Annotated in this window: 16 protein-coding genes; 11 read left to right on the plus strand and 5 right to left on the minus strand. The window is 59.6% G+C overall.

Going from position 1 to position 17,331, the window contains the following annotated elements:
- Nucleotides 1–105: 105 nt before the first annotated feature.
- Nucleotides 106–1,371 carry an FAD-dependent oxidoreductase gene (locus tag LXM96_RS18580; RefSeq protein WP_240000059.1) on the minus strand — a complete coding sequence of 422 codons (1,266 nt, stop codon included), beginning with the start codon at nt 1,369–1,371 and terminating at the stop codon, nt 106–108.
- 176 nt (nt 1,372–1,547) lie between these two features.
- On the opposite strand from LXM96_RS18580, the gene LXM96_RS18585 reads away from it, so the two are divergent.
- From LXM96_RS18585 to LXM96_RS18620, 8 genes are all read left to right on the plus strand, one after another.
- Nucleotides 1,548–2,462 carry a LysR family transcriptional regulator gene (locus LXM96_RS18585; RefSeq protein WP_240000060.1) on the plus strand — a complete coding sequence of 305 codons (915 nt, stop codon included), beginning with the start codon at nt 1,548–1,550 and terminating at the stop codon, nt 2,460–2,462.
- Nucleotides 2,463–2,475: 13 nt separating this feature from the next.
- Nucleotides 2,476–3,384 (plus strand): alpha/beta fold hydrolase, encoded by a 909-nt coding sequence (locus tag LXM96_RS18590; RefSeq protein ID WP_240000061.1) that lies wholly within the window; start codon nt 2,476–2,478, stop codon nt 3,382–3,384.
- Nucleotides 3,374–4,321 carry a LysR family transcriptional regulator gene (locus LXM96_RS18595; RefSeq protein ID WP_240000062.1) on the plus strand — a complete coding sequence of 316 codons (948 nt, stop codon included), beginning with the start codon at nt 3,374–3,376 and terminating at the stop codon, nt 4,319–4,321. The genes LXM96_RS18590 and LXM96_RS18595 overlap by 11 nt, the downstream gene beginning before the upstream one ends.
- Before the next feature lie 142 nt (nt 4,322–4,463).
- Complete coding sequence (locus LXM96_RS18600) at nt 4,464–5,486, plus strand: ABC transporter substrate-binding protein (protein ID WP_240000063.1); 1,023 nt, start codon at nt 4,464–4,466, stop codon at nt 5,484–5,486.
- A 47-nt stretch (nt 5,487–5,533) separates the two neighbouring features.
- The gene (locus LXM96_RS18605; protein WP_240000064.1) at nt 5,534–6,301 is read left to right on the plus strand and encodes an ABC transporter ATP-binding protein; all 768 of its coding nucleotides are present in this window, start codon (nt 5,534–5,536) and stop codon (nt 6,299–6,301) included.
- A 100-nt stretch (nt 6,302–6,401) separates the two neighbouring features.
- On the plus strand, nt 6,402–7,145 hold the full coding sequence (locus LXM96_RS18610; RefSeq protein WP_240000108.1) for an ABC transporter permease: 744 nt from the start codon (nt 6,402–6,404) through the stop codon (nt 7,143–7,145).
- 28 nt (nt 7,146–7,173) lie between these two features.
- Nucleotides 7,174–8,205: a zinc-dependent alcohol dehydrogenase gene (locus LXM96_RS18615; RefSeq protein ID WP_240000065.1), complete on the plus strand. Its 1,032-nt coding sequence runs from the start codon at nt 7,174–7,176 to the stop codon at nt 8,203–8,205.
- 131 nt (nt 8,206–8,336) lie between these two features.
- On the plus strand, nt 8,337–8,939 hold the full coding sequence (locus LXM96_RS18620) for a hypothetical protein (protein WP_240000066.1): 603 nt from the start codon (nt 8,337–8,339) through the stop codon (nt 8,937–8,939).
- Nucleotides 8,940–9,119: 180 nt separating this feature from the next.
- Here the strand turns inward: LXM96_RS18620 and LXM96_RS18625 are convergent, their stop codons facing one another.
- From LXM96_RS18625 to LXM96_RS18635, 3 genes are all read right to left on the minus strand, one after another.
- Nucleotides 9,120–10,112 carry a DUF808 domain-containing protein gene (locus LXM96_RS18625; RefSeq protein WP_240000067.1) on the minus strand — a complete coding sequence of 331 codons (993 nt, stop codon included), beginning with the start codon at nt 10,110–10,112 and terminating at the stop codon, nt 9,120–9,122.
- Nucleotides 10,113–10,526: 414 nt separating this feature from the next.
- A complete protein-coding gene (gene phnF, locus LXM96_RS18630; RefSeq protein ID WP_240000068.1) occupies nt 10,527–11,312 on the minus strand; it encodes a phosphonate metabolism transcriptional regulator PhnF in 786 nt (261 codons plus the stop codon).
- Entirely contained in the window at nt 11,309–12,472 is a 1,164-nt protein-coding gene (locus LXM96_RS18635) for an alpha-D-ribose 1-methylphosphonate 5-triphosphate diphosphatase (protein WP_240000069.1), read from the minus strand. The genes phnF and LXM96_RS18635 overlap by 4 nt, the downstream gene beginning before the upstream one ends.
- A 113-nt stretch (nt 12,473–12,585) precedes the next feature.
- Between LXM96_RS18635 and LXM96_RS18640 the strand changes: the two genes are divergently transcribed.
- The 3 genes from LXM96_RS18640 (at nt 12,586) to phnE (ending at nt 15,079) form a co-directional block, all read left to right on the plus strand.
- Complete coding sequence (locus LXM96_RS18640) at nt 12,586–13,446, plus strand: PhnD/SsuA/transferrin family substrate-binding protein (RefSeq protein WP_240000070.1); 861 nt, start codon at nt 12,586–12,588, stop codon at nt 13,444–13,446.
- Nucleotides 13,447–13,536: 90 nt separating this feature from the next.
- Nucleotides 13,537–14,289: a phosphonate ABC transporter ATP-binding protein gene (locus LXM96_RS18645; RefSeq protein ID WP_240000071.1), complete on the plus strand. Its 753-nt coding sequence runs from the start codon at nt 13,537–13,539 to the stop codon at nt 14,287–14,289.
- The gene (phnE, locus tag LXM96_RS18650) at nt 14,282–15,079 is read left to right on the plus strand and encodes a phosphonate ABC transporter, permease protein PhnE (RefSeq protein ID WP_240000072.1); all 798 of its coding nucleotides are present in this window, start codon (nt 14,282–14,284) and stop codon (nt 15,077–15,079) included. The genes LXM96_RS18645 and phnE overlap by 8 nt, the downstream gene beginning before the upstream one ends.
- 413 nt (nt 15,080–15,492) lie before the next feature.
- Here phnE and LXM96_RS18655 read toward each other — a convergent pair whose 3' ends face one another.
- The gene (locus LXM96_RS18655; protein ID WP_240000073.1) at nt 15,493–17,328 is read right to left on the minus strand and encodes a putative bifunctional diguanylate cyclase/phosphodiesterase; all 1,836 of its coding nucleotides are present in this window, start codon (nt 17,326–17,328) and stop codon (nt 15,493–15,495) included.
- Between the last annotated feature and the right edge of the window lie 3 nt (nt 17,329–17,331).

Here is a 17,331-nt window from a genome sequence, read left to right on the forward strand (position 1 = left end):
GTTGCTGTTCCGGGTCGACTCCCGAAAGCGCAACGACGTCATGCTCAAAGCCGCAGCATCTCAGCATCATCCGGCCGCTTGGCGTCTCGGCTCACGGGCTTGACGCTAGACAATCGCCCCTTGGACCAGAAGATGGCGGCGCACATCCTCAGCGACAGGTTCTGTCCCCTGGGCGCGGGTCGCCGCGGCAACGCCGGCTGCGTGACCCGTGGCAAAGGCGGTGCCCATGACGCGAACCGAGCCGTAGGCGGCACTGTCGGCACCGGTGACACGGCCGGCCAGGTAGAGGTTGTAAATATCCGCTGACTGTACCGCGCCCAGCGGTATATCGGCAAAGCCTTCTCCCCCAATGTCGACAAAGCGCGCGCGGCCAGGAGCTTCGTGCACTTCCATGGGCCAGGCAGCACGTCCCACGCCATCGGGTCGCCGCAGGCCTTTTTCCAGCATCGACCCCGTGATGTCCTGGCGAGACAGGGGTCTTCGACTTTCTCGGATGCCGATCTGGGGGCCTGTTTGCGCCAGATAGGCGTGTTCGAAGCCCGGCATTTGTTTCAGCATAGCGAGATTTCGCCAAGCTTGGCGTCTTGCCTCGCGCTCAACCGACGTCAGGCTTTCTCCCGACAGTCCGTCTGTCTCTAGGTCAATCGTCATCCACCAGACATCTTCGGAAATCGGAAGCCTTGACAGGACGCCTCCATCGGCGCGCGGGATAGGCGTGTCGGCGGTGACATTGTAGCGATTGACGATCTCTGCCATGCGAGCACGGTCGAACTCGGCGCCCTTGGCAACGCCCCCGATCCTGACGGGCATGGAGGCAGGTTGCACGTAATCCCCTCGCAAGCTGTCAACCGTTAAGCGCGTTCCCGACATCGAAGACAGGCCCGCTTCGCCGCTTGCGTCAATAAAGGCTTTGGCGTCGAGGTCAACGGTGCCCGCATGATCGCAGACCGTAACGGCAGCCAGACGATCATGATTCCTACCCACTGCCGTCAAACGACTGTGGAGCAGCACCCGCACGCCCGCCTTTTCGCAAAGCCGGTCGAAAGCGAATTTGACCGCCTCGGGGTCCAGCATGACGATCCAGTTGCCGCTGCGAGATACCACAGGCGAGACAGGTTGACCAACTGCGGCTAGTTCGGAAAGGAGATCGGCGCCGACGCCGCGCACTGCCGCGATCGGCTCGGGGCTTTTTTGAAAGAAGCCGCAATACGCCAGCACCAAGGAGTTTGCAGCAGCTCCGCCAAGAAAGCCGTAGCGTTCTACGAGTGTGACACGTGCGCCAAGCCGGGACGCCGCGACCGCTGCGCTTACACCGCCCGCGCCGCCTCCCACCACAACGATATCGGCCTGTTCTTGGCGTGACTTAAGCATGGTGAGCTTCCCACGCGTGGAAGGATTGAAGCGCAAGGACTGCGAGGGAGAGAACGTCGGGGCCAATCATGGTTTGCTCCTGCCAAGAGCAACGAATAGGTCATGCGGCGTCATTGACGCCAATACATAAAGTGCCGCAGTGTATAAACAAGATTTATGGAGGAGCGACGTCAGCCATGCTCAAGCCAAAGCCAAAGCTGAAAGAGCGGCATCTGGAGATTTTCCGGGTCGTTATGGCGACGAACTCGCTCACTGCGGCGGCGCGGCATCTGGGCTTGTCTCAGCCTAACCTTTCGATCGCTATAAAGCGGCTGGAGGATCAACTGGGCGTCGCCTTGTTTGCGCGCATATCCGGACGCATGGTGCCGACCGAAGAGGCTCTGTTGATCCTCAAGGAGGTGGAACATGTTCACCAGCAGTCGGAAATGCTGTCGGATGTTGTGTATGCAATTGCGCAGGGCAAAGGGTCGACGTTCCGGTTTGGGGCGACGCCCAGTCTCGGCATGCGCCTGCTGCCCAAGGCGCTGCGTCAATTGCAGTTGAAGGGCACCGCCAGTACCTACTACTGCGATTCCCTGTCGCAGCGCGATATTCGCGATTATCTCCTGTTTGGGCAAGGTGCCTGCGTGGCGACCATCGCTGAAGTCGAGGATCCCCTGCTCGAGACGGTAAAGATCGGCGAGGCGAAACTGGTGTGCGTCGTTCCCGCACACCATGCATTGGCATCAAGGAGCTCGGTTACGCCAAGGGATCTCGCCGGTGAGACATTGATTTCCTTTGCAGCTGCAACAACCCATGGCTTATATATCGACGAGACCTTCCATCGCTGGGGCGCAGTGCGGGAAACCTCGGTTTTTGTTCATTTTGTCGAGGCGGCTTTGGCCTATGTCGCCGAGGGTATCGGTATTACTATCCTTGACACATTTTCCGCGATGGACTGCACAGCAAATGGTCTGGTCGCCATCCCCGTCGAAAACAGCGTCGCAATTCCTGCCTATGTCCATTCCTGCCGTTTGCGTCCTCGCCCTTCTGCTGCTGGCGTCTTGATCGAGGAACTGCGTATCCTGGCTGCTTCGGCCAGCAGCAGTTGAGGAGATAAAAACGGTGGACGACAACACGGCAGCGCTATTTCCGGGCTTTTCGGAAAGGTTGATCGACGCAGAAGGTGCGCGTCTGGCGGTCTTGGAAAATGGTCAAGGCCCCGCCGTTCTGCTGCTTCACGGCTACCCACAGACACGGGCGGCGTGGCATCGCATTGCACCGCAACTGGCCGAGCGCTGCCGAGTCGTGGTTCCTGACCTTCCCGGATATGGCAGAAGCTGCATCACCGGGGAGCCGACAGGCGCAGGATCGAAGCGTAGGATGGCCGCCAGCCTTGTCACCATGATGAAAGCGCTTGGTCACGACAGGTTTGTGGTCGTAGGTCACGACCGTGGTGGCCGGGCTGCTTATCGGATGGCCCTCGACTTTCCCGCCGCGGTTTCGGCATTGGTGTCCGTCACCGTCGTCCCGACACCCGATATGTGGGAGGGAGCCAATAAGGGTTTCGGAATGGGTGCCTGGCATTGGTTCATGCTGGCGCAGCCGGAGCCCCTGCCGGAAAGGCTCATGAGCGGCGATCCGCAGTTCCTGCTCGAAAATACGCTGACGAAGATGGCCGGCAACCTTGCACATCTCCATCCTGTGGCACTTGCCGACTACCGTGCCTGTTTTGATAATCCTCAGGTGCGCCATGCCATGTGCGAAGATTATCGCGCAGGCGCAACCACCGATGAAGTCGATGACCTCGCGGACCGGGCGGTCGGGCGGCGAATTGCTGTGCCGGTGCTGCTCTTATGGGAAGCGGGCCGGCGCTACGGCGACGGACGTGAACCTTTGGATATTTGGCGTGACTGGGCCGATCATATCGAGGGCGAAGGGCTGGAAGGGGGACATCTGCTTCCCGAACTTGCGTCACAACAGGTCTTCAATCGGATCGTGGACTTTATGGTGAAGACCGGCCATGTCGGTTGAACCTTTCCATGACGAGGGCATGGCATCCGCCGAAACATCTCTGAGCCTGCGCCAGATCGAAGTATTTCACGCTGTCATGGCGGCGCGATCAATCACCGGCGCATCCAAGGTGCTCAACGTGTCACAGCCGGCTTTGAGCCGGACCATCAGGCGGATCGAAGACCTCCTCGGAATTGCCCTGTTCATGCGCGACCGCAACGGGCTTGTGCCGACCTCCGAGGCGCTTGAGATATACGCAGAAATCGACCCTGTGCTACGCCAACTGACCGGGCTGGGAGGCCAGATCCGGCGTATTGCGAGAGGTGAAACAGCCGTATTTCGGATTGGTTCGACCGCCAGCGTGGCGCGCGCGCTGGTACCGCAGGCGCTGCGGGTGCTGTCGCAGGAGGTGCCGGGAATCGAATTGTTCTTCGACGTCCTTCCTGTTGATCAAATCGAGGACTATCTCACTGCCGGACGCGGCGAGGCAATCGTGACTATTGCGTCACCCAGACATCCGCTGATTGCCGTGGAGCCGGTTGGACATGCCGATCTCGTCGCCGTCATACCGCGCAGCTTCGGACTTTCCCAACACAGTGTGATCAAAGCAACCGATCTGGCCGGAACCGATTTTGTCGCCTTCGCAGCCGGTGGCGCCCATCAGAGGGTGGTCGATAGCTTTTTGGCTGGCGCCAAGGTGCAGGTGAATACGCGAGCGGTTGCCCGCTTCTCAGATACGGCACTAGCGCTTGCGAACGAAGAAATGGGTGTTGTGCTGGTGGACTACATGACAACCCTTGGCCCCCTTGGCAGCAATCTGGTGGTGAGGCCGATCGAACATGCCCCAAGATTTGAAATTTCGGTGCTCTGGAACCGTCGCCGTCCCCACTCCGCCAGCCTGGCGAGGTTCATTGCGATCTTGAACAGGAAGCTTAACGACTTGCCACCTTTGATCTGAAGTGTGGATCCCGGATCATGCTCGACCTGCTCATGTCTTGAGGGCATGGGAGGGATCATCATTGGCGGTTGTCATTGGTAATCGGCAATGGCAGGTAAGAGGCTTGACGCCGGCAGGCGTTATCCATTGGAGGAGCACGCAAATGCAATTCACATTGAACCGCCGTCAGGCGCTCTGGGGCATGGGCGCAGTGGGTGCCGCCGCAGCTTTCGGTCTGCCCGCTCGCGCCGCAACACGCAATCTGGCTGTGTTGCATCTGGCCAGCCATGCGCCAAGCTTCATTGCCTTTGAGCGCGGATACTACAAGGACGCCGGCCTCGACATCGAACTGAAGTTCTTTGAGGCGGCGCAGCCCATGGCTGTGGCGATTGCTTCGGGCGACGCCGATTTCGGCGTAACGGCCATGAGTGGAGGACTGATCAGCCTGGCGCAGAAGGATGCGGTGAAAGTGATCGGCGGCGCGCTGACGGAGGAGAAGGGCGTGACCGGCGCAATCGTGCTGGCCTCCAACAAAGCCTACGATGCCGGTCTTACAGATCCATCGAAGCTTGCGGGCAAGACATTCGGCATCACCACCGCCGGTTCGTCCTTCCACTTCATGGCGCACAAGATTGCCCAGGGCAATAACGTCAAGCTCTCCGACATTGAGCTGCGTCCACTGCAGAAGCTTGGCGCCATCATTGGCGCCCTGTCAACCGGCCAGATCGATGCCTGGGCCATCCAGCCAAGCGTCGCTAAGAAGATGATCCGTGAAGGTGCCGCAAAGCAGATCGGTCTCGTGTCAGATTATGCGCCCAACTACCAGGTGACGACGGCGTTCACATCAACCAAGAACGCCAAGGATGAGCGGGCGATGACGGAATCCTTCGTCACGGCCTATTCCAAGGCCATTGCTGATTATAATGCTGCTTTCGTGGACAAAACAGCAGACGCTGATGAAGTCGACGCCCTGGCAAAGATCGTTCACAAATATGTCGAAAGCGACAGTCCCGCAGAGGTCGCCAAGCAGAACCTGATCGATGGCGCGATGCGTATCAACGAAGGACTGGCCCTGTCACTAGACAGCTGTGTGGAACAGCTTGAATGGTTTAAGGCCGAGGGCATGGTCAAGGATGCCATCACGAACGAGCAATTGTTCGACACGAGCTATGTGAAAACGATCTGATCATCACGATCGGGTGCGGAGGCCAGCGGCCTCCGCCGGGAGGTGGTATGGACCTTAGACTCAACAACGTAAGTCACTATTATGGCGCTGTCGAAGTCCTCAAGGGCATATCGTTGGATATACCGCAGGGGCAGATCGTCTGCCTGATCGGCCCTTCGGGCTGCGGGAAATCCACCCTTCTGCGATTCCTCGGTGGACTTGAGCGTCCGACCAGCGGCGAGGTCCTTCAGGTGGGCAATGCGCCCGCTGACTCACTCAACCCACTTACCTACGTCTTCCAGCACTTCGCACTGCTGCCGTGGCGCACCGTCGAAGGCAATATCAAGCTTGTTCTCGAGGATCACGGCCTTGGCCGAAGTGCGATGGACGATATCGTCACCGACGTCCTGGAACGGACCAGGCTTGCCGAGTTCCGGACGGCCTTCCCCAAGCAACTGTCGGGGGGCATGCGCCAGCGCGTAGCCATCAGCCGCGCATTGGCCGTGCGCCCGGCTGTAATGCTGATGGACGAGCCTTTGTCGGCCCTCGACAGCCAAACGCGCGAACTGCTGATGGATGACCTGGTCTCACTGTGGACGAGGCAGCCTTTCACATCGGTGTATGTCACCCATAACCTCAACGAGGCCGTGCGCCTTGGCCATCGCGTTGTGGTTCTGTCGCGCCGGCCTGGCCGTATCCGTGAGATCGTCAACATCGACATTCCCCTTTGTGACCGCCATCTTGGCAGTCACCTCCTGGAAGCCAAGCAGCAACAGCTTTGGGACCTGATGCGTGATGAGGCGATGGCGGCGGACAAGGAGCTCGTCAATGTCTGATCTTGCCACAGGACCTGTCAGCGTAGCTGCGCTTGCTGACGCAAAACAGGACACCCCTCAAACAAAGGTGGTCAACTTTCGCGGCGGCGGGTTTGCCCCCATGCCGGTTCGAGGAATCGGCTTGATGGTTTTCCTTGTCCTGATCGCGCTTGCGGAACTGGGCACGCGCAGCGGCTTCATTTCCAATTTGACTTTGCCCCGGCCATCAGCAGTGCTCGATACTTTTTGGCAGCTTTTGGAAACCGGCCTGTTGTGGAAGCATCTCATTCCTTCCATGCAGCGGCTTTTCGTGGGTGCTTTCCTTGGCATTTCGGTCGGCATCACGCTTGGCGTCATGATTGGCCTGTTCAGTTACATGCGTGCCGGGTTGGTACCTCTCGTCGCTGCACTGTTTCCGATCCCGAAGATCGCCCTATTGCCGCTCTTCGTCATCTGGTTTGGCATCGACGAGATGTCGAAATACATGCTGATCGCTTTTGGTACTTTCACTCCAACCGTTGTAGCAACCTATGGCGCCGTCGATAACGTCGATCGCACGCTGATCCGGATGGGTCAAAGTTTTGGGCTCAGCTGGTGGTCAATCGTGCGGAAGATCGTTCTTCCCGGAGCATTTCCAGCGATCCTTTCAGGCCTTCGGGTTTCGATTTCGATCGCAATCATCCTTCTGGTGGCTGCAGAAATGCTGGGTGCCCAATACGGCGTCGGGTCCTACATCCTGGAGGCAGGTTCGCTTTATGATCTGGAGAAACTGTTTGCTGGCGTGACGATCTTGTCGGTTCTGGGCTTGATTGTAAGCTTTGCGATCGGCCGCATTGAAGTGCATTTTCTCAGCTGGCGCGGATAAGACGCAGGCCCATCTCCAGGAGTGAACCATGCTCGCACTGCAGAAGGTCCGACCTGCCGCGGGCCTGGAATTTCGTACTCTTGAGGAACCCGCACCGCAGGCGGGGGAGGTGGTGGTTCGTGTGGCATTTGCCGGCATCTGCGGCACCGATATCCACATTGCCGCTTGGACCCCTGGATATGGGGCCATGGAAAGCGCCATGCCTGTAACGCTGGGGCATGAGTTCGCCGGCACGATCGAGCGCGTTGGACCAGGTGTCGCATCCGACGCGGTGGGGACGCGCGTCACAGCGCGGCCCTCTGTCACCTGTCGCCGGTGCGCTGCCTGCCTTGCTGCCGACGAAGACAACTGCAACAATAGAAAAGGCGTTGGCATAGCACGCAACGGTGCCTTTGCCGCCCTGGTGAGGGTGCCATATCGAAATTGCCATACGGTACCCGAAGGTGTCGACCTGGAGATCGCGGCGCTGACGGAGCCGATGACTGTTTGTGCCGAGGCCGTCGCGACTGCGGATGTTCGCGCCGGTCAAGCGGTGCTGGTCATGGGACCAGGCTTCATCGGTCAAGGGATTGCGCTACTGGCTCGGGCCAGGGGTGCCACGGTTGTTGTTGCCGGACGTGATGATCAGGCGCGACTTTCAACCTTGGCCAAGGCCGGATTCATGCATCTGATTGACACAAAAGAGACGGCGCTGGAGGACGCGCTGAGGCATTATGGACCCTTTGATGCGATCATCGAGGCGGCGGGTGTGCCCACGCTGGTGAACGCGTGTCTGCCATTTCTGAACAAAAGAGGTAATTTCACTGTTGTCGGGATCCATCCCAAACCGGCGGAAATTGATTTGACGCAGCTGGTACGCATGCATCAGCAGATTCGAGGTTCTTACCGCGCTCCGTCTCAGACTTGGGATGAGATGCTGCTCTTTCTTCAGCAAAACCAGCAGGTGATGCACGGCCTGATTTCCCATCAGCTTTCGCTCCAGGAGGCCCTCCACGGGTTCAAGCTGGCTCAGGAGCGTGTCGCATCAAAGGTTATGCTGCGGCTTGGAGCGGGATTATGAGACCGGCCTTTCTGTCGCTCTGGAACGACTATCCTGTGGCCTTTGCTGAGGAGTACGAGACCTGGCACAATTGCGAGCATGTGCCCGAAAGGCTGACCCCTCCAGGGATCCGTTCAGCCCGTAGATACGGATTGTCGGAAGATGAAAAGGTCAATCGCTACTTCACACTGTATGAACTGAACGACCTCGCGGCGGTTCAACATCCGGCCTACCTTGATCTAGTACGTCGTCCAACACCCTGGTCGCAGAAAATGCGCCAGCATTTCTCCAATGTTTTACGCATCCCTGCAGAGACGACGGCTTTCGGTGGCAGAGGAATGGGTGCCTACGTCTGGGTGCAGGCTCTTGCTGTCCATCGCGACCATGCTGCCGCTGCGTCAGTGAAGCTAGGGCTGGTCCTTCACGGCTTGGTTCGCGCTGGCAAAGTTCTTGCCTACAGGATTGGTCTCGCCGAACCCAACCAAGAATATGAGGTTTTTGCGCAAGTTGCGCAACTGGATCCAGACCTGCTCAATGTCGTCGTGGTGATCGAAAGCAGCCGCCGTGACGCCCTCGACCAACTCCAGCCAACGATCCAGAATGCAGTTCGGGATACACTGCAGCCGCAAGCGACTCTTCGTAGGGAACGGTTGTTTAAGTTTCTTGCGTCCTTTTGTGAAGCGGAAGTACCTGCGGACCGCACGCAGATTTTGGCCGCAGAGGCGATGAGATCGCGGTTTGAGGAAGTCTGCTAGCGTTCTCGCATCCAAGAGCGACCCCCTTGGGCCGATGGGATCCCCCGCATTCGTCCTGTCAGAGATGGTAATCAGACCAAACGAGGCAAATCATCGCATTGTTCAGAAGATGTAACTTTGGGAACGTCACGGGACGAAACGTCGAACGAGGAGCAATGAACGGTAACGCGGTGTGTAGTGCTACTTTCTACCTGGTGTTGGGCCAACTGGCCGCTTCCTTTTGAGGGCTCGCAAAGCAGGTGAAAAGACGTAGCTGGCAATGGGTATAAGAGCAGTCCCGATCGCCAGCCCCACAAGTCCATAGCCGGCGGACTCTACCGCCCATGCGACTACAGCCGAGGCGTTCGGAACCGCGTGCGCAGCTACTTCGGCCCAATCATGTATGAAGTGCCCTATTCCGGGTAGCCCGAACCCCTCCAGCCCGTGGACAATGATGCCGCCGCCGACCCAGATCATAGCGGCGGTGCCCACCACACTCAGGATGGCCATCACGACCGGCATGGATTTCACCAAGCCTCGGCCAAAGCTGCGGGCCAATCCAACATTGTGGGTGGCGAGCGCCAGCCCGAAATCGTCAGCTTTCACGAGCAGGCCAACCACGCCATAGACTGCCAAGGTTATGCCGAAGGCGACAATCACCAAGATGACCGCCTGCGACAACAAGCTCTCGTTTGGAAGCTCTGCAAGGGCGATCGCCATGATCTCGGCGGACAAAATGAAATCGGTCTTGATGGCACCTGCTACTTTCTCGTCTTCCAGGGTCTTGGGATCCACCGCAACCGAAGCGAGATGCGTTTCGTGCTCATGAGCCTGGTGGGGGAACAAGACGTGATAGACCTTTTCGGCACCTTCGTAGCAAAGGTAGGCACCGCCAATCATCAGCAGCGGCGTGATGGCCCATGGCAGGAAGTAACCTAGTGCAAGGGCAGCGGGCAGCAGGAACAGAAGCTTATTCTTGATCGAACCCTTCGCGATCTTGAACACGATCGGCAGTTCACGATCGGCAGAAAACCCTTGCACATAGCGAGGGGTGACGGCGGCGTCGTCGATCACTGCGCCTGTGGCCTTGATACCAGCCTTCATTGCCATTCCGGTCACGTCGTCCACGGATGCCGCCGCTACTTTCGCCAGACCGGCGACGTCATCAAGCAGACCAAGCAAGCCGATGCTCAAGGCCATTTCTCCTCAGGTTTCCTACGGAGCCATGAACGTTCTGCCACTGCTGCTGTTCCGTGCGTCCAAAGTCCCCTCGCTGCGGAATGCAGAATTGAGGCACACTGCCATGGCCATGAAATGAGCATCTGACGTTTTTGGAGCAGCCAGGACCCATCTCTGGTGGGTAACCCATCAGTTCCAGTTTCAGGGCGTGCTGTTCCAGTTCCTTGAGACTGGCAGTGGTTGTCGCCGCCCACCCAGGCGCTCAGCGGGTGGCGTACAAAGGCTAACAGGCACAAGTTGGAAGCCGCCAGAGCCGAACTTGTTTATTCTGTTTCTCCAGGCCGAGCAGATCACTTGGACAACCGCCCCCTCTTTGAGCTGCTCCAACCCATCAACATGGCCGACAGGAATGATGTGCCGGGCAAATGCTTAAAAGACAAACTCGACCGATGTCAGCGGCCAGCAGCCGAGCGTCCACTCAATCGGCCGCCTGCCGGCGTCGTGATTGATCGCGTTGATACGAAAGACCGGAGTGCCGGGGGTCAACATTAGGAAATCCGCCTCCTCGGAGGAGGCGAAGCCACCGCTGACGCGCGTCTCTGCGCGGTGATACTTGCCGATCCCATGCGCGTTGAAGACGTCGGTGACGGACTGCTGCTTCCGGTACGCCATCTCGAAGTTGGGGAACGGGCGCGCGGGAAAGATCTTTGTGTTCACATAGAGCGGCTGACCGTCGGCCGTGCGGGTGCGGCACAGCCGGATGATTTCGTCGCCATCGGCGAGGTTCAGCTTCTTCGCGATTGCAGTCGTTACCATCTCGCGACAGAGCACCAGGGTCTGGGTGACGATCACCCGACCGCGGGCGTTGAAGTTTTCCAGGAATGGCCGGTCGTCACGCACAGTGAAGACGGAGGGAAGGCTGCGGACGAAGATGCCGACGCCCTTGCGCGCCGTCAGCTGCCCTTCGCGCTGCAGCTGCTGCAAGGCGCGCCGAAGCGTGATGCGGGTAACGCCGAGCTTTTCGGCCATATGGGTCTCGCCCGGCAACTGGCTACCCGGCGCCAGGAAGCCCGTTTCGATCAGACCGAGAATGTGATCATAGATCTGCTGCCAGATCGCAAGGTCGCTGCGCGGTCGGAAGACGACGCCTCCAAAGCCGGCAAGAATGTCGCCGCTTCTCTCCAGAGCCTGCGTCGAGTGCGTGTTCGTCTTCATGCGGAGGCCTTGATCCGCATCGGTAGTTCCTGGTTCATTGCTGAGTAACTCATCCTGCCGGCGACCATGGTGGCCATCACCTGCGGATGGGAAGGATCGGTTGCGTCCACGAGAATGACGTCCGCCCTCTGGCCCGGCAGCAATTCGCCCCGATCAGCTAGTCCGGCCGCCTTTGCCGCATTAGCCGAGACCAGAGGCCAGCTGGTAGCAAGGCCGGCCAGATCAGTGCCCCCCAGCTTGAAGGCCGCATGCAGCGGGGAAGGGTAATGATAGTCGCTGGTCAACACCGTGCAGAGCCCATCGCGCACAGCCTGCGTCGCATCGAGCGCGCCGTTGTGGCTTCCGCCGCGCACAACATTCGGTGCGCCGAGCACGACCTCTTCTCCGGCGGCACGCGCCGACACGGCCGTTTCGCGCGTCAGCGGGAATTCGGAGGTGACGGCACCAAGGTTGCGGAATGCCTCCCGCTCTTGCGGAGAGGCTTCGTCGTGGGCAAGCAGTACATTGCCGGTAAGCTTTGCCGCCGCCGCCAGTTCCGCGATCGCTGTCGGAACCTCGTCGCGGCGCGCCCAGACGCTGTCAAGCAGTTCGCGGTATCGCTCCTGGCTTAGGCCGGATCGCGAAGCCATCTGGCCGATCTTGCGCGCTATCGTGCCTTTGAGGATGGTACCCGTCGTATGGTCGTTGAGCGCGACGATCGGTTTCGGATCGAGCGACAGCCACTGCATCACCGTCGGCAACTGGTCTAGTGCAAAGGTCTCCCACCGCAGATGCAGCCGCGTGTCGCAGCGCAGGCTCGCGCGGATCTTCATCAGCGTTTCGACGAGGTCGATCGCCGCCTCCACCGATCGCAGGCCCGGCTCCCAGGAGATGGTCACGCCATGAAAGGCGGTGGTAATCCCATTGGCGACGAGCTGCCGGTCAGTGTCGCGCAGCGCCAGCGCCGTGTCGAAGCGCACCCCCGGGCGAGGCATCAGCTGCCGCTCGAAACCATCACCGTGAATGTCGACGATGCCGGGAAGGACGAGAAGACCGTCAGCCGCGATCGCCCTTGCCCCGTCGGCAGGGGCCGTCGCCAATCGGCCCTCCGAGATGTGGATGTCGGTCTTGCACAGTCGTCCCGCCATAAGCGCGCGGCCGCCCCTGATGGTCCAGTTCATCTGCATTCCTTAAGGGTGGTTGGTGGTAGGTGAAGTGTCATGTGGACGTCATCTGCTGTCTATACAGGTAGCCCGTCGCAGCCATCCTGTCTACACAGCAGAGGGAAAAAATCATGATCCACAAACTCGCCGCCGCATTGGCCGTCACGCTTGCCACGGCCATGCCTGGCCTTGCCGCCGAACCGGTGAAATTCGCCGTCACCGACATCGAGGGCCTGGAGGCCCTGCAGCAGGAATTCGGAGCCTTCGAAACGGCGCTTGAAGAGGCGACCGGCCTTGAGATCGAGCTTTATCCGGTTGCGTCGCGCACCACCGCCGTCGAGGCGCTGAATGCCAATCAGGTTGACCTGGTGCTCACCGGTCCCGCCGAATACGTCGTGATGAAGGAGCTCAGCCAGCCGAAGATCGTCGTGGCCTGGCAGCGTCCGGACTATTTTGCACAGGTCGCGGTTCTGGCCGATGGTCCAATGCGCACTCTGGAAGACTTGAAGGGCAAGAAGATCGCCTTCGGTTCGGTCGGCTCGACCTCGCAGCATCTCGGTCCTGCCCAGGCGCTAGCTGATTTCGGCCTCAAGTACGGCAGCGACTATGAGCCGGTGATCATCTCGCGCAACGTCGCCGCCGAAGCCCTGATCCGTGGCGACATCGCCGCGATCGGCCTCAACTTCGGCCATCTTGCCTCGGTGCGCGAAGCCTTCCCGGACAAGGCCTTTTCCGTGATTGCCCGCGGCCGCGACCTGCCGAACGACATTCTCGTCGCCCGCCAGGACATTTCCGACGAAGTCTTCACCGCCGTCCGCGATGCTTTTGCTGAAAAGGGCAACGATCTGATGCAGGCCGTGCTGAAGGGCGACGACAATCAGAAGTTCAAGGGCGGCTTCTTCCTCACCGACGTGAAGGACAGCGACTACGACTATGTGCGTTCGATGTACCGCACGATCGGCGTCGACACCTTCACCGACTTCGTCAACTGACGCCACTTTCTCCACCAAAGACCCGAGGCAGCCGGATGCACTCCGGCTGCCTTCGCCACGCACGATAGCAGAGACGGTAGCTGGACAGACATGACGAGCGAGATCATCCGCGCATGCGGCCTGACGAAGAGATATTCGGACGGAAAGACGGTATTCTCCGGCATCGGCCTTGACGTTTTGCCGGGCCAGCGGGTGGCTCTGATCGGCTCGAACGGCGCGGGCAAGTCGACGCTCCTCAAATGCCTGATCGGTCTCCTGCCGCTGGATGGCGGGGAGGTGACCACGCTCGGCGAAAACATCGGGGCGTCGGCATCCCCACGCCAGCTGCAGCGGCTGCGCCGCCGCATCGGCGTCGTCTTCCAGCATCACGGTCTGGTGGCGCGGCAATCGGTTTTGACCAATGTCGTGCATGGAAAGCTCGGTCTCGCGGGCGGTTGGCATGCCTGGCACCAGAGCATCGCGCGCCAGGAATGGCGCCGGGATGCGCAGGCGGCGCTGGCCCAGGTGGGGCTGGATCATAAGGCTGAGGCGCGCGCCGACGAACTTTCTGGCGGTCAGGCGCAGCGGGTCGCGATCGCCAGGGCGCTCGTCCGCAAGCCGCAGTTGCTCATTGCCGACGAACCGGCCGCCAGCCTTGATCCGGCGTCGGGCCGAGACGTCATGGCGCTCTTCTCGCAGCTTTCGAGGGACAGCGGCATCACGCTGATCTGCACGACCCATGACATGGATCATGCTCTGGAATACTCGGACCGCATCATTGCCTTGAAATCCGGCTCTGTCTTCTTCGACCAGCCGACTGGCAACGTGACCCGCCGCCACCTGCAGGAAGTTTTTCATGCGTGACGCAACGCTCCTTCCGACGCGCATCACGCGCCTGTCGCCGGTCACCTTCGCGCTTCTTGTGGGAGCAGGGGCCTTGCTGATCGTTTCCTTTCAGCAGGTGGCACCATCGCCAGCACAGCTTGCGCAGGGCGGTCCCCGGATGGCGGAACTGGTCGCGCGCATGCTGCCGCCGAACCTTGAGGCAAGTTTTTTGCAGCGTGTCTTTTGGCGGATGATCGAGACCTTTCAGATCGCGATGGTGGGCACCGCGATCGGGGTCATCGTTAGCCTGCCGGTCGCATGGCTCTCGGCCAAGAGGATATCGCCTGCCGGGCTTTCACGGCATGTGTTCAAGATGATGGTATCGCTGTTCCGCACCGTCCCGGATCTCGTCTGGGCCTTGATCTTCGTTGCCTCCGTCGGGCTCGGCGCCGTCGCCGGCACAATGACCATTGTCGTCGACACGATCGGCTTCTGCGGCCGCTTCTTTGCCGAAGCAATGGAGGATGCCGACAGGAAGCCACAGGAGGCGCTCTTCGCGATTGGCGCCAGTCGCTTCCAAGTGCTCTGCGGTGCCGTCCTGCCGGATGCGATGCCGTCTCTCATCAACACCACGCTCTTCGCGCTAGAAAAATCCGTCCGCTCCTCCGTGGTGCTGGGGCTTGTCGGTGCGGGCGGGATTGGACAAGAATTGAAGGTTGCTTTCGACCTGTTCCAGTACAAGAATGCCTCCACCATCATCCTCGTGATCTTCGGCATTGTGCTGGTGATGGAGTTCGTGACGGACCGATTGCGCACTCGGGTACAGTAGGCACGAGCAGGCCTTGAACTGAGGCTGACGGAGGAGGCGGCGAGGGCGGCAGAGGCTCGATCCGGGCAGCTTCCTCGTATGGCGGCGAAATGAACTGATACTTCGCGAATTACCTGCCGCAGGTCGCTTCTGCGGCCGTCCGAGTGATGGCTGCTTAGCGAATCGCAGTTATCGGCGGCCGGCAGACCAATGAACTAACGCTTGATCTGTTAGGACTCTCTGACGTGTTTCGTAGGTCCGATCTGCTTCGCCTTAGCACAGCGTTGCGCGGTGAAGTGGGGAATCCTTGCCGCCGCTAACTCTGAATTTGGCTGCTGCTCGGCTGGTGTTGCGTCTGTTGACAACTATCCATTCGAACCAATGATTGATGCGGTTGACCGGGAAAGGCTCCGCGCTTCGACGCCAATCAAGACTTAGGCTTGTAGCGTTCCGCTATCGCTCGCCTTCGTGTCTGGACTTCGAACGCAAAGTCGTTGACCGTGCCGCCGAAGTAAAGTCGTGGCAGCACAGCGATCGACGGCTCGCGAGTAGAGATATCCCTGGCCGAGCTTGCAGCCTAACTGGAGCAGTTGATCGGCTTGCAGTTGCGTTTCGATTCCCTCTGCCACCACCTTCAGCCCCAGATTGTTGGCAATCCCAAGTAAGCCTTCGATGATGATGAGGCCTGCATCGCCTGGTACCAGGCGATCCGTGAACGACTTGTCGATCTTGATGATGTCGACTGGGAATGTCAGCAGGTGTGTCAGTGACGCGTAGCCTGTCCCGAACTCGTCAAGCGCCACCCGTATTCCAACCTTACGGAGCGCATCGATCTCGCTGGCGATGCGATGATCCCGCTGATCAAGATAAACAGACTCCGTTACTTCAAGGATGAGGTGATGTAGCGGAACATCGGCGCGTTCGAATATCTCCGTGAGCCTTTGGCGCAAGCCGCCCGCTTGAAGATCTACCGCTGACAAGTTTACACCCACGTGCTGAAGCGGCTGGCCGTCATCGAGCCAGGAGCGGATATCGCGAGCCACGCGCAGCAACATTTGGTTCGTCAGATCAACAGCGAGTTTGGCGTCTTTCGTCGCCTCATGAAAGTTCTTGGCAGCAATGATCTCCCCAGACGGAGATCTCATCCGGCAAAGGGCCTCAAAGCCGACGATGTCGCCGGTGTCGAGACGAACGATTGGCTGATAATAGGCATCAAGTCGGTCCTCGGCCAGTGCCAAGCGAACATCCCGTATGGCGCGAAAGCGGTGGGTTTGGGCCGTCCCAAGTTCCGGAGTATACTGAATATACCGGCCGCGACTGCATTCCTTCGCATGATAGAGCGCCACATCCGCCTGTTGGCGGACTTCCTCCGGGTCGCAGCCAGCCTTGGCAAGTGCTCCCCCGAGTGTCGCTGAAGGGTAGATGACATGCCCATCGCACAAGGAAGGGGCGGTGAGGGCAGGAAGGATGACGTCGGCTATGGCCGCGAGATCCGCGGGGGCACTGCCGTCCACGATAACGGCGAACTCGTCCCCGCTGAGGCGGAAAGTCTGCGCTGTTGCCGCTGCGGTGGCGATGCGCTCCGCTACCACCTTGATCAAGGCGTCTCCCGCGGCATGACCGAAGATGTCATTGGTCTGCTTGAGATTATCGATGTCTGCGAGCAATATTCCCCAAGGCCCTAACAGCGGACCTGCTCCGTCTGCTATGAGCTGGTTGAAACACGCCCGGTTTGGTAGCCCCGTCAAGGCGTCAGTATAGGTTAGGCGTTCACGCTCCAGGACACGCTCATTTCTGTCGATGGCTATCGAGCACAGATGGACGCAAGCCTCTACAATCTTTTGTTCGACCTCAGTGGGTCCCCGGAGCTCTCGATAATAGAAGGCAAAGGTACCCACCACTCCAATCGCGTTCCTGATCGGCGTTGACCAACAGGCCTTCAAACCGAGCGGCAGTGCCAGCGCCTTGAAGTTCTCCCACAGGGGATCCGTCGCGATGTCCGTTACGATCACCGGTTCACCCCGATAGGCGGCGGTACCGCAGGAGCCGGCGAGAGGTCCAGCTTCAAGATGGTCGAGCGCTGCGGAATAGTCTGAGGGAAGAGACGGGGCAGCAAGAGGATGGAGATGGGATCCATCGAAAGTCAGTACAGAGGCCGTAATTCCAGGAACTGCGGCCTCTACGTTGACGCAGAGCTGTTCGACAGTGATTGCCAAGGGTTCGCCTTTGGCAATCATCTCAAGGATCGTGTTCTGCAACGCGAGGATCATACT

It is taken from the genome of Rhizobium halophilum, assembly GCF_021648825.1.
GTDB lineage: Bacteria > Pseudomonadota > Alphaproteobacteria > Rhizobiales > Rhizobiaceae > Neorhizobium > Neorhizobium halophilum.

Bases quoted from the DNA above. Each gene is read 5' to 3' on its own strand.
- LXM96_RS18595 (WP_240000062.1), top strand. From the start codon at position 3,374: ATGTCGGTTGAACCTTTCCATGACGAGGGCATGGCATCCGCCGAAACA.
- LXM96_RS18645 (WP_240000071.1), top strand. From the start codon at position 13,537: ATGACGAGCGAGATCATCCGCGCATGCGGCCTGACGAAGAGATATTCG.
- LXM96_RS18600 (WP_240000063.1), top strand. From the start codon at position 4,464: ATGCAATTCACATTGAACCGCCGTCAGGCGCTCTGGGGCATGGGCGCA.
- LXM96_RS18605 (WP_240000064.1), top strand. From the start codon at position 5,534: ATGGACCTTAGACTCAACAACGTAAGTCACTATTATGGCGCTGTCGAA.
- LXM96_RS18635 (WP_240000069.1), bottom strand. From the start codon at position 12,472: ATGAACTGGACCATCAGGGGCGGCCGCGCGCTTATGGCGGGACGACTG.
- LXM96_RS18580 (WP_240000059.1), bottom strand. From the start codon at position 1,371: ATGCTTAAGTCACGCCAAGAACAGGCCGATATCGTTGTGGTGGGAGGC.
- LXM96_RS18655 (WP_240000073.1), bottom strand. From the start codon at position 17,328: ATGATCCTCGCGTTGCAGAACACGATCCTTGAGATGATTGCCAAAGGC.
- phnF (WP_240000068.1), bottom strand. From the start codon at position 11,312: ATGAAGACGAACACGCACTCGACGCAGGCTCTGGAGAGAAGCGGCGAC.
- LXM96_RS18585 (WP_240000060.1), top strand. From the start codon at position 1,548: ATGCTCAAGCCAAAGCCAAAGCTGAAAGAGCGGCATCTGGAGATTTTC.
- LXM96_RS18610 (WP_240000108.1), top strand. From the start codon at position 6,402: ATGCCGGTTCGAGGAATCGGCTTGATGGTTTTCCTTGTCCTGATCGCG.
- phnE (WP_240000072.1), top strand. From the start codon at position 14,282: ATGCGTGACGCAACGCTCCTTCCGACGCGCATCACGCGCCTGTCGCCG.
- LXM96_RS18615 (WP_240000065.1), top strand. From the start codon at position 7,174: ATGCTCGCACTGCAGAAGGTCCGACCTGCCGCGGGCCTGGAATTTCGT.
- LXM96_RS18640 (WP_240000070.1), top strand. From the start codon at position 12,586: ATGATCCACAAACTCGCCGCCGCATTGGCCGTCACGCTTGCCACGGCC.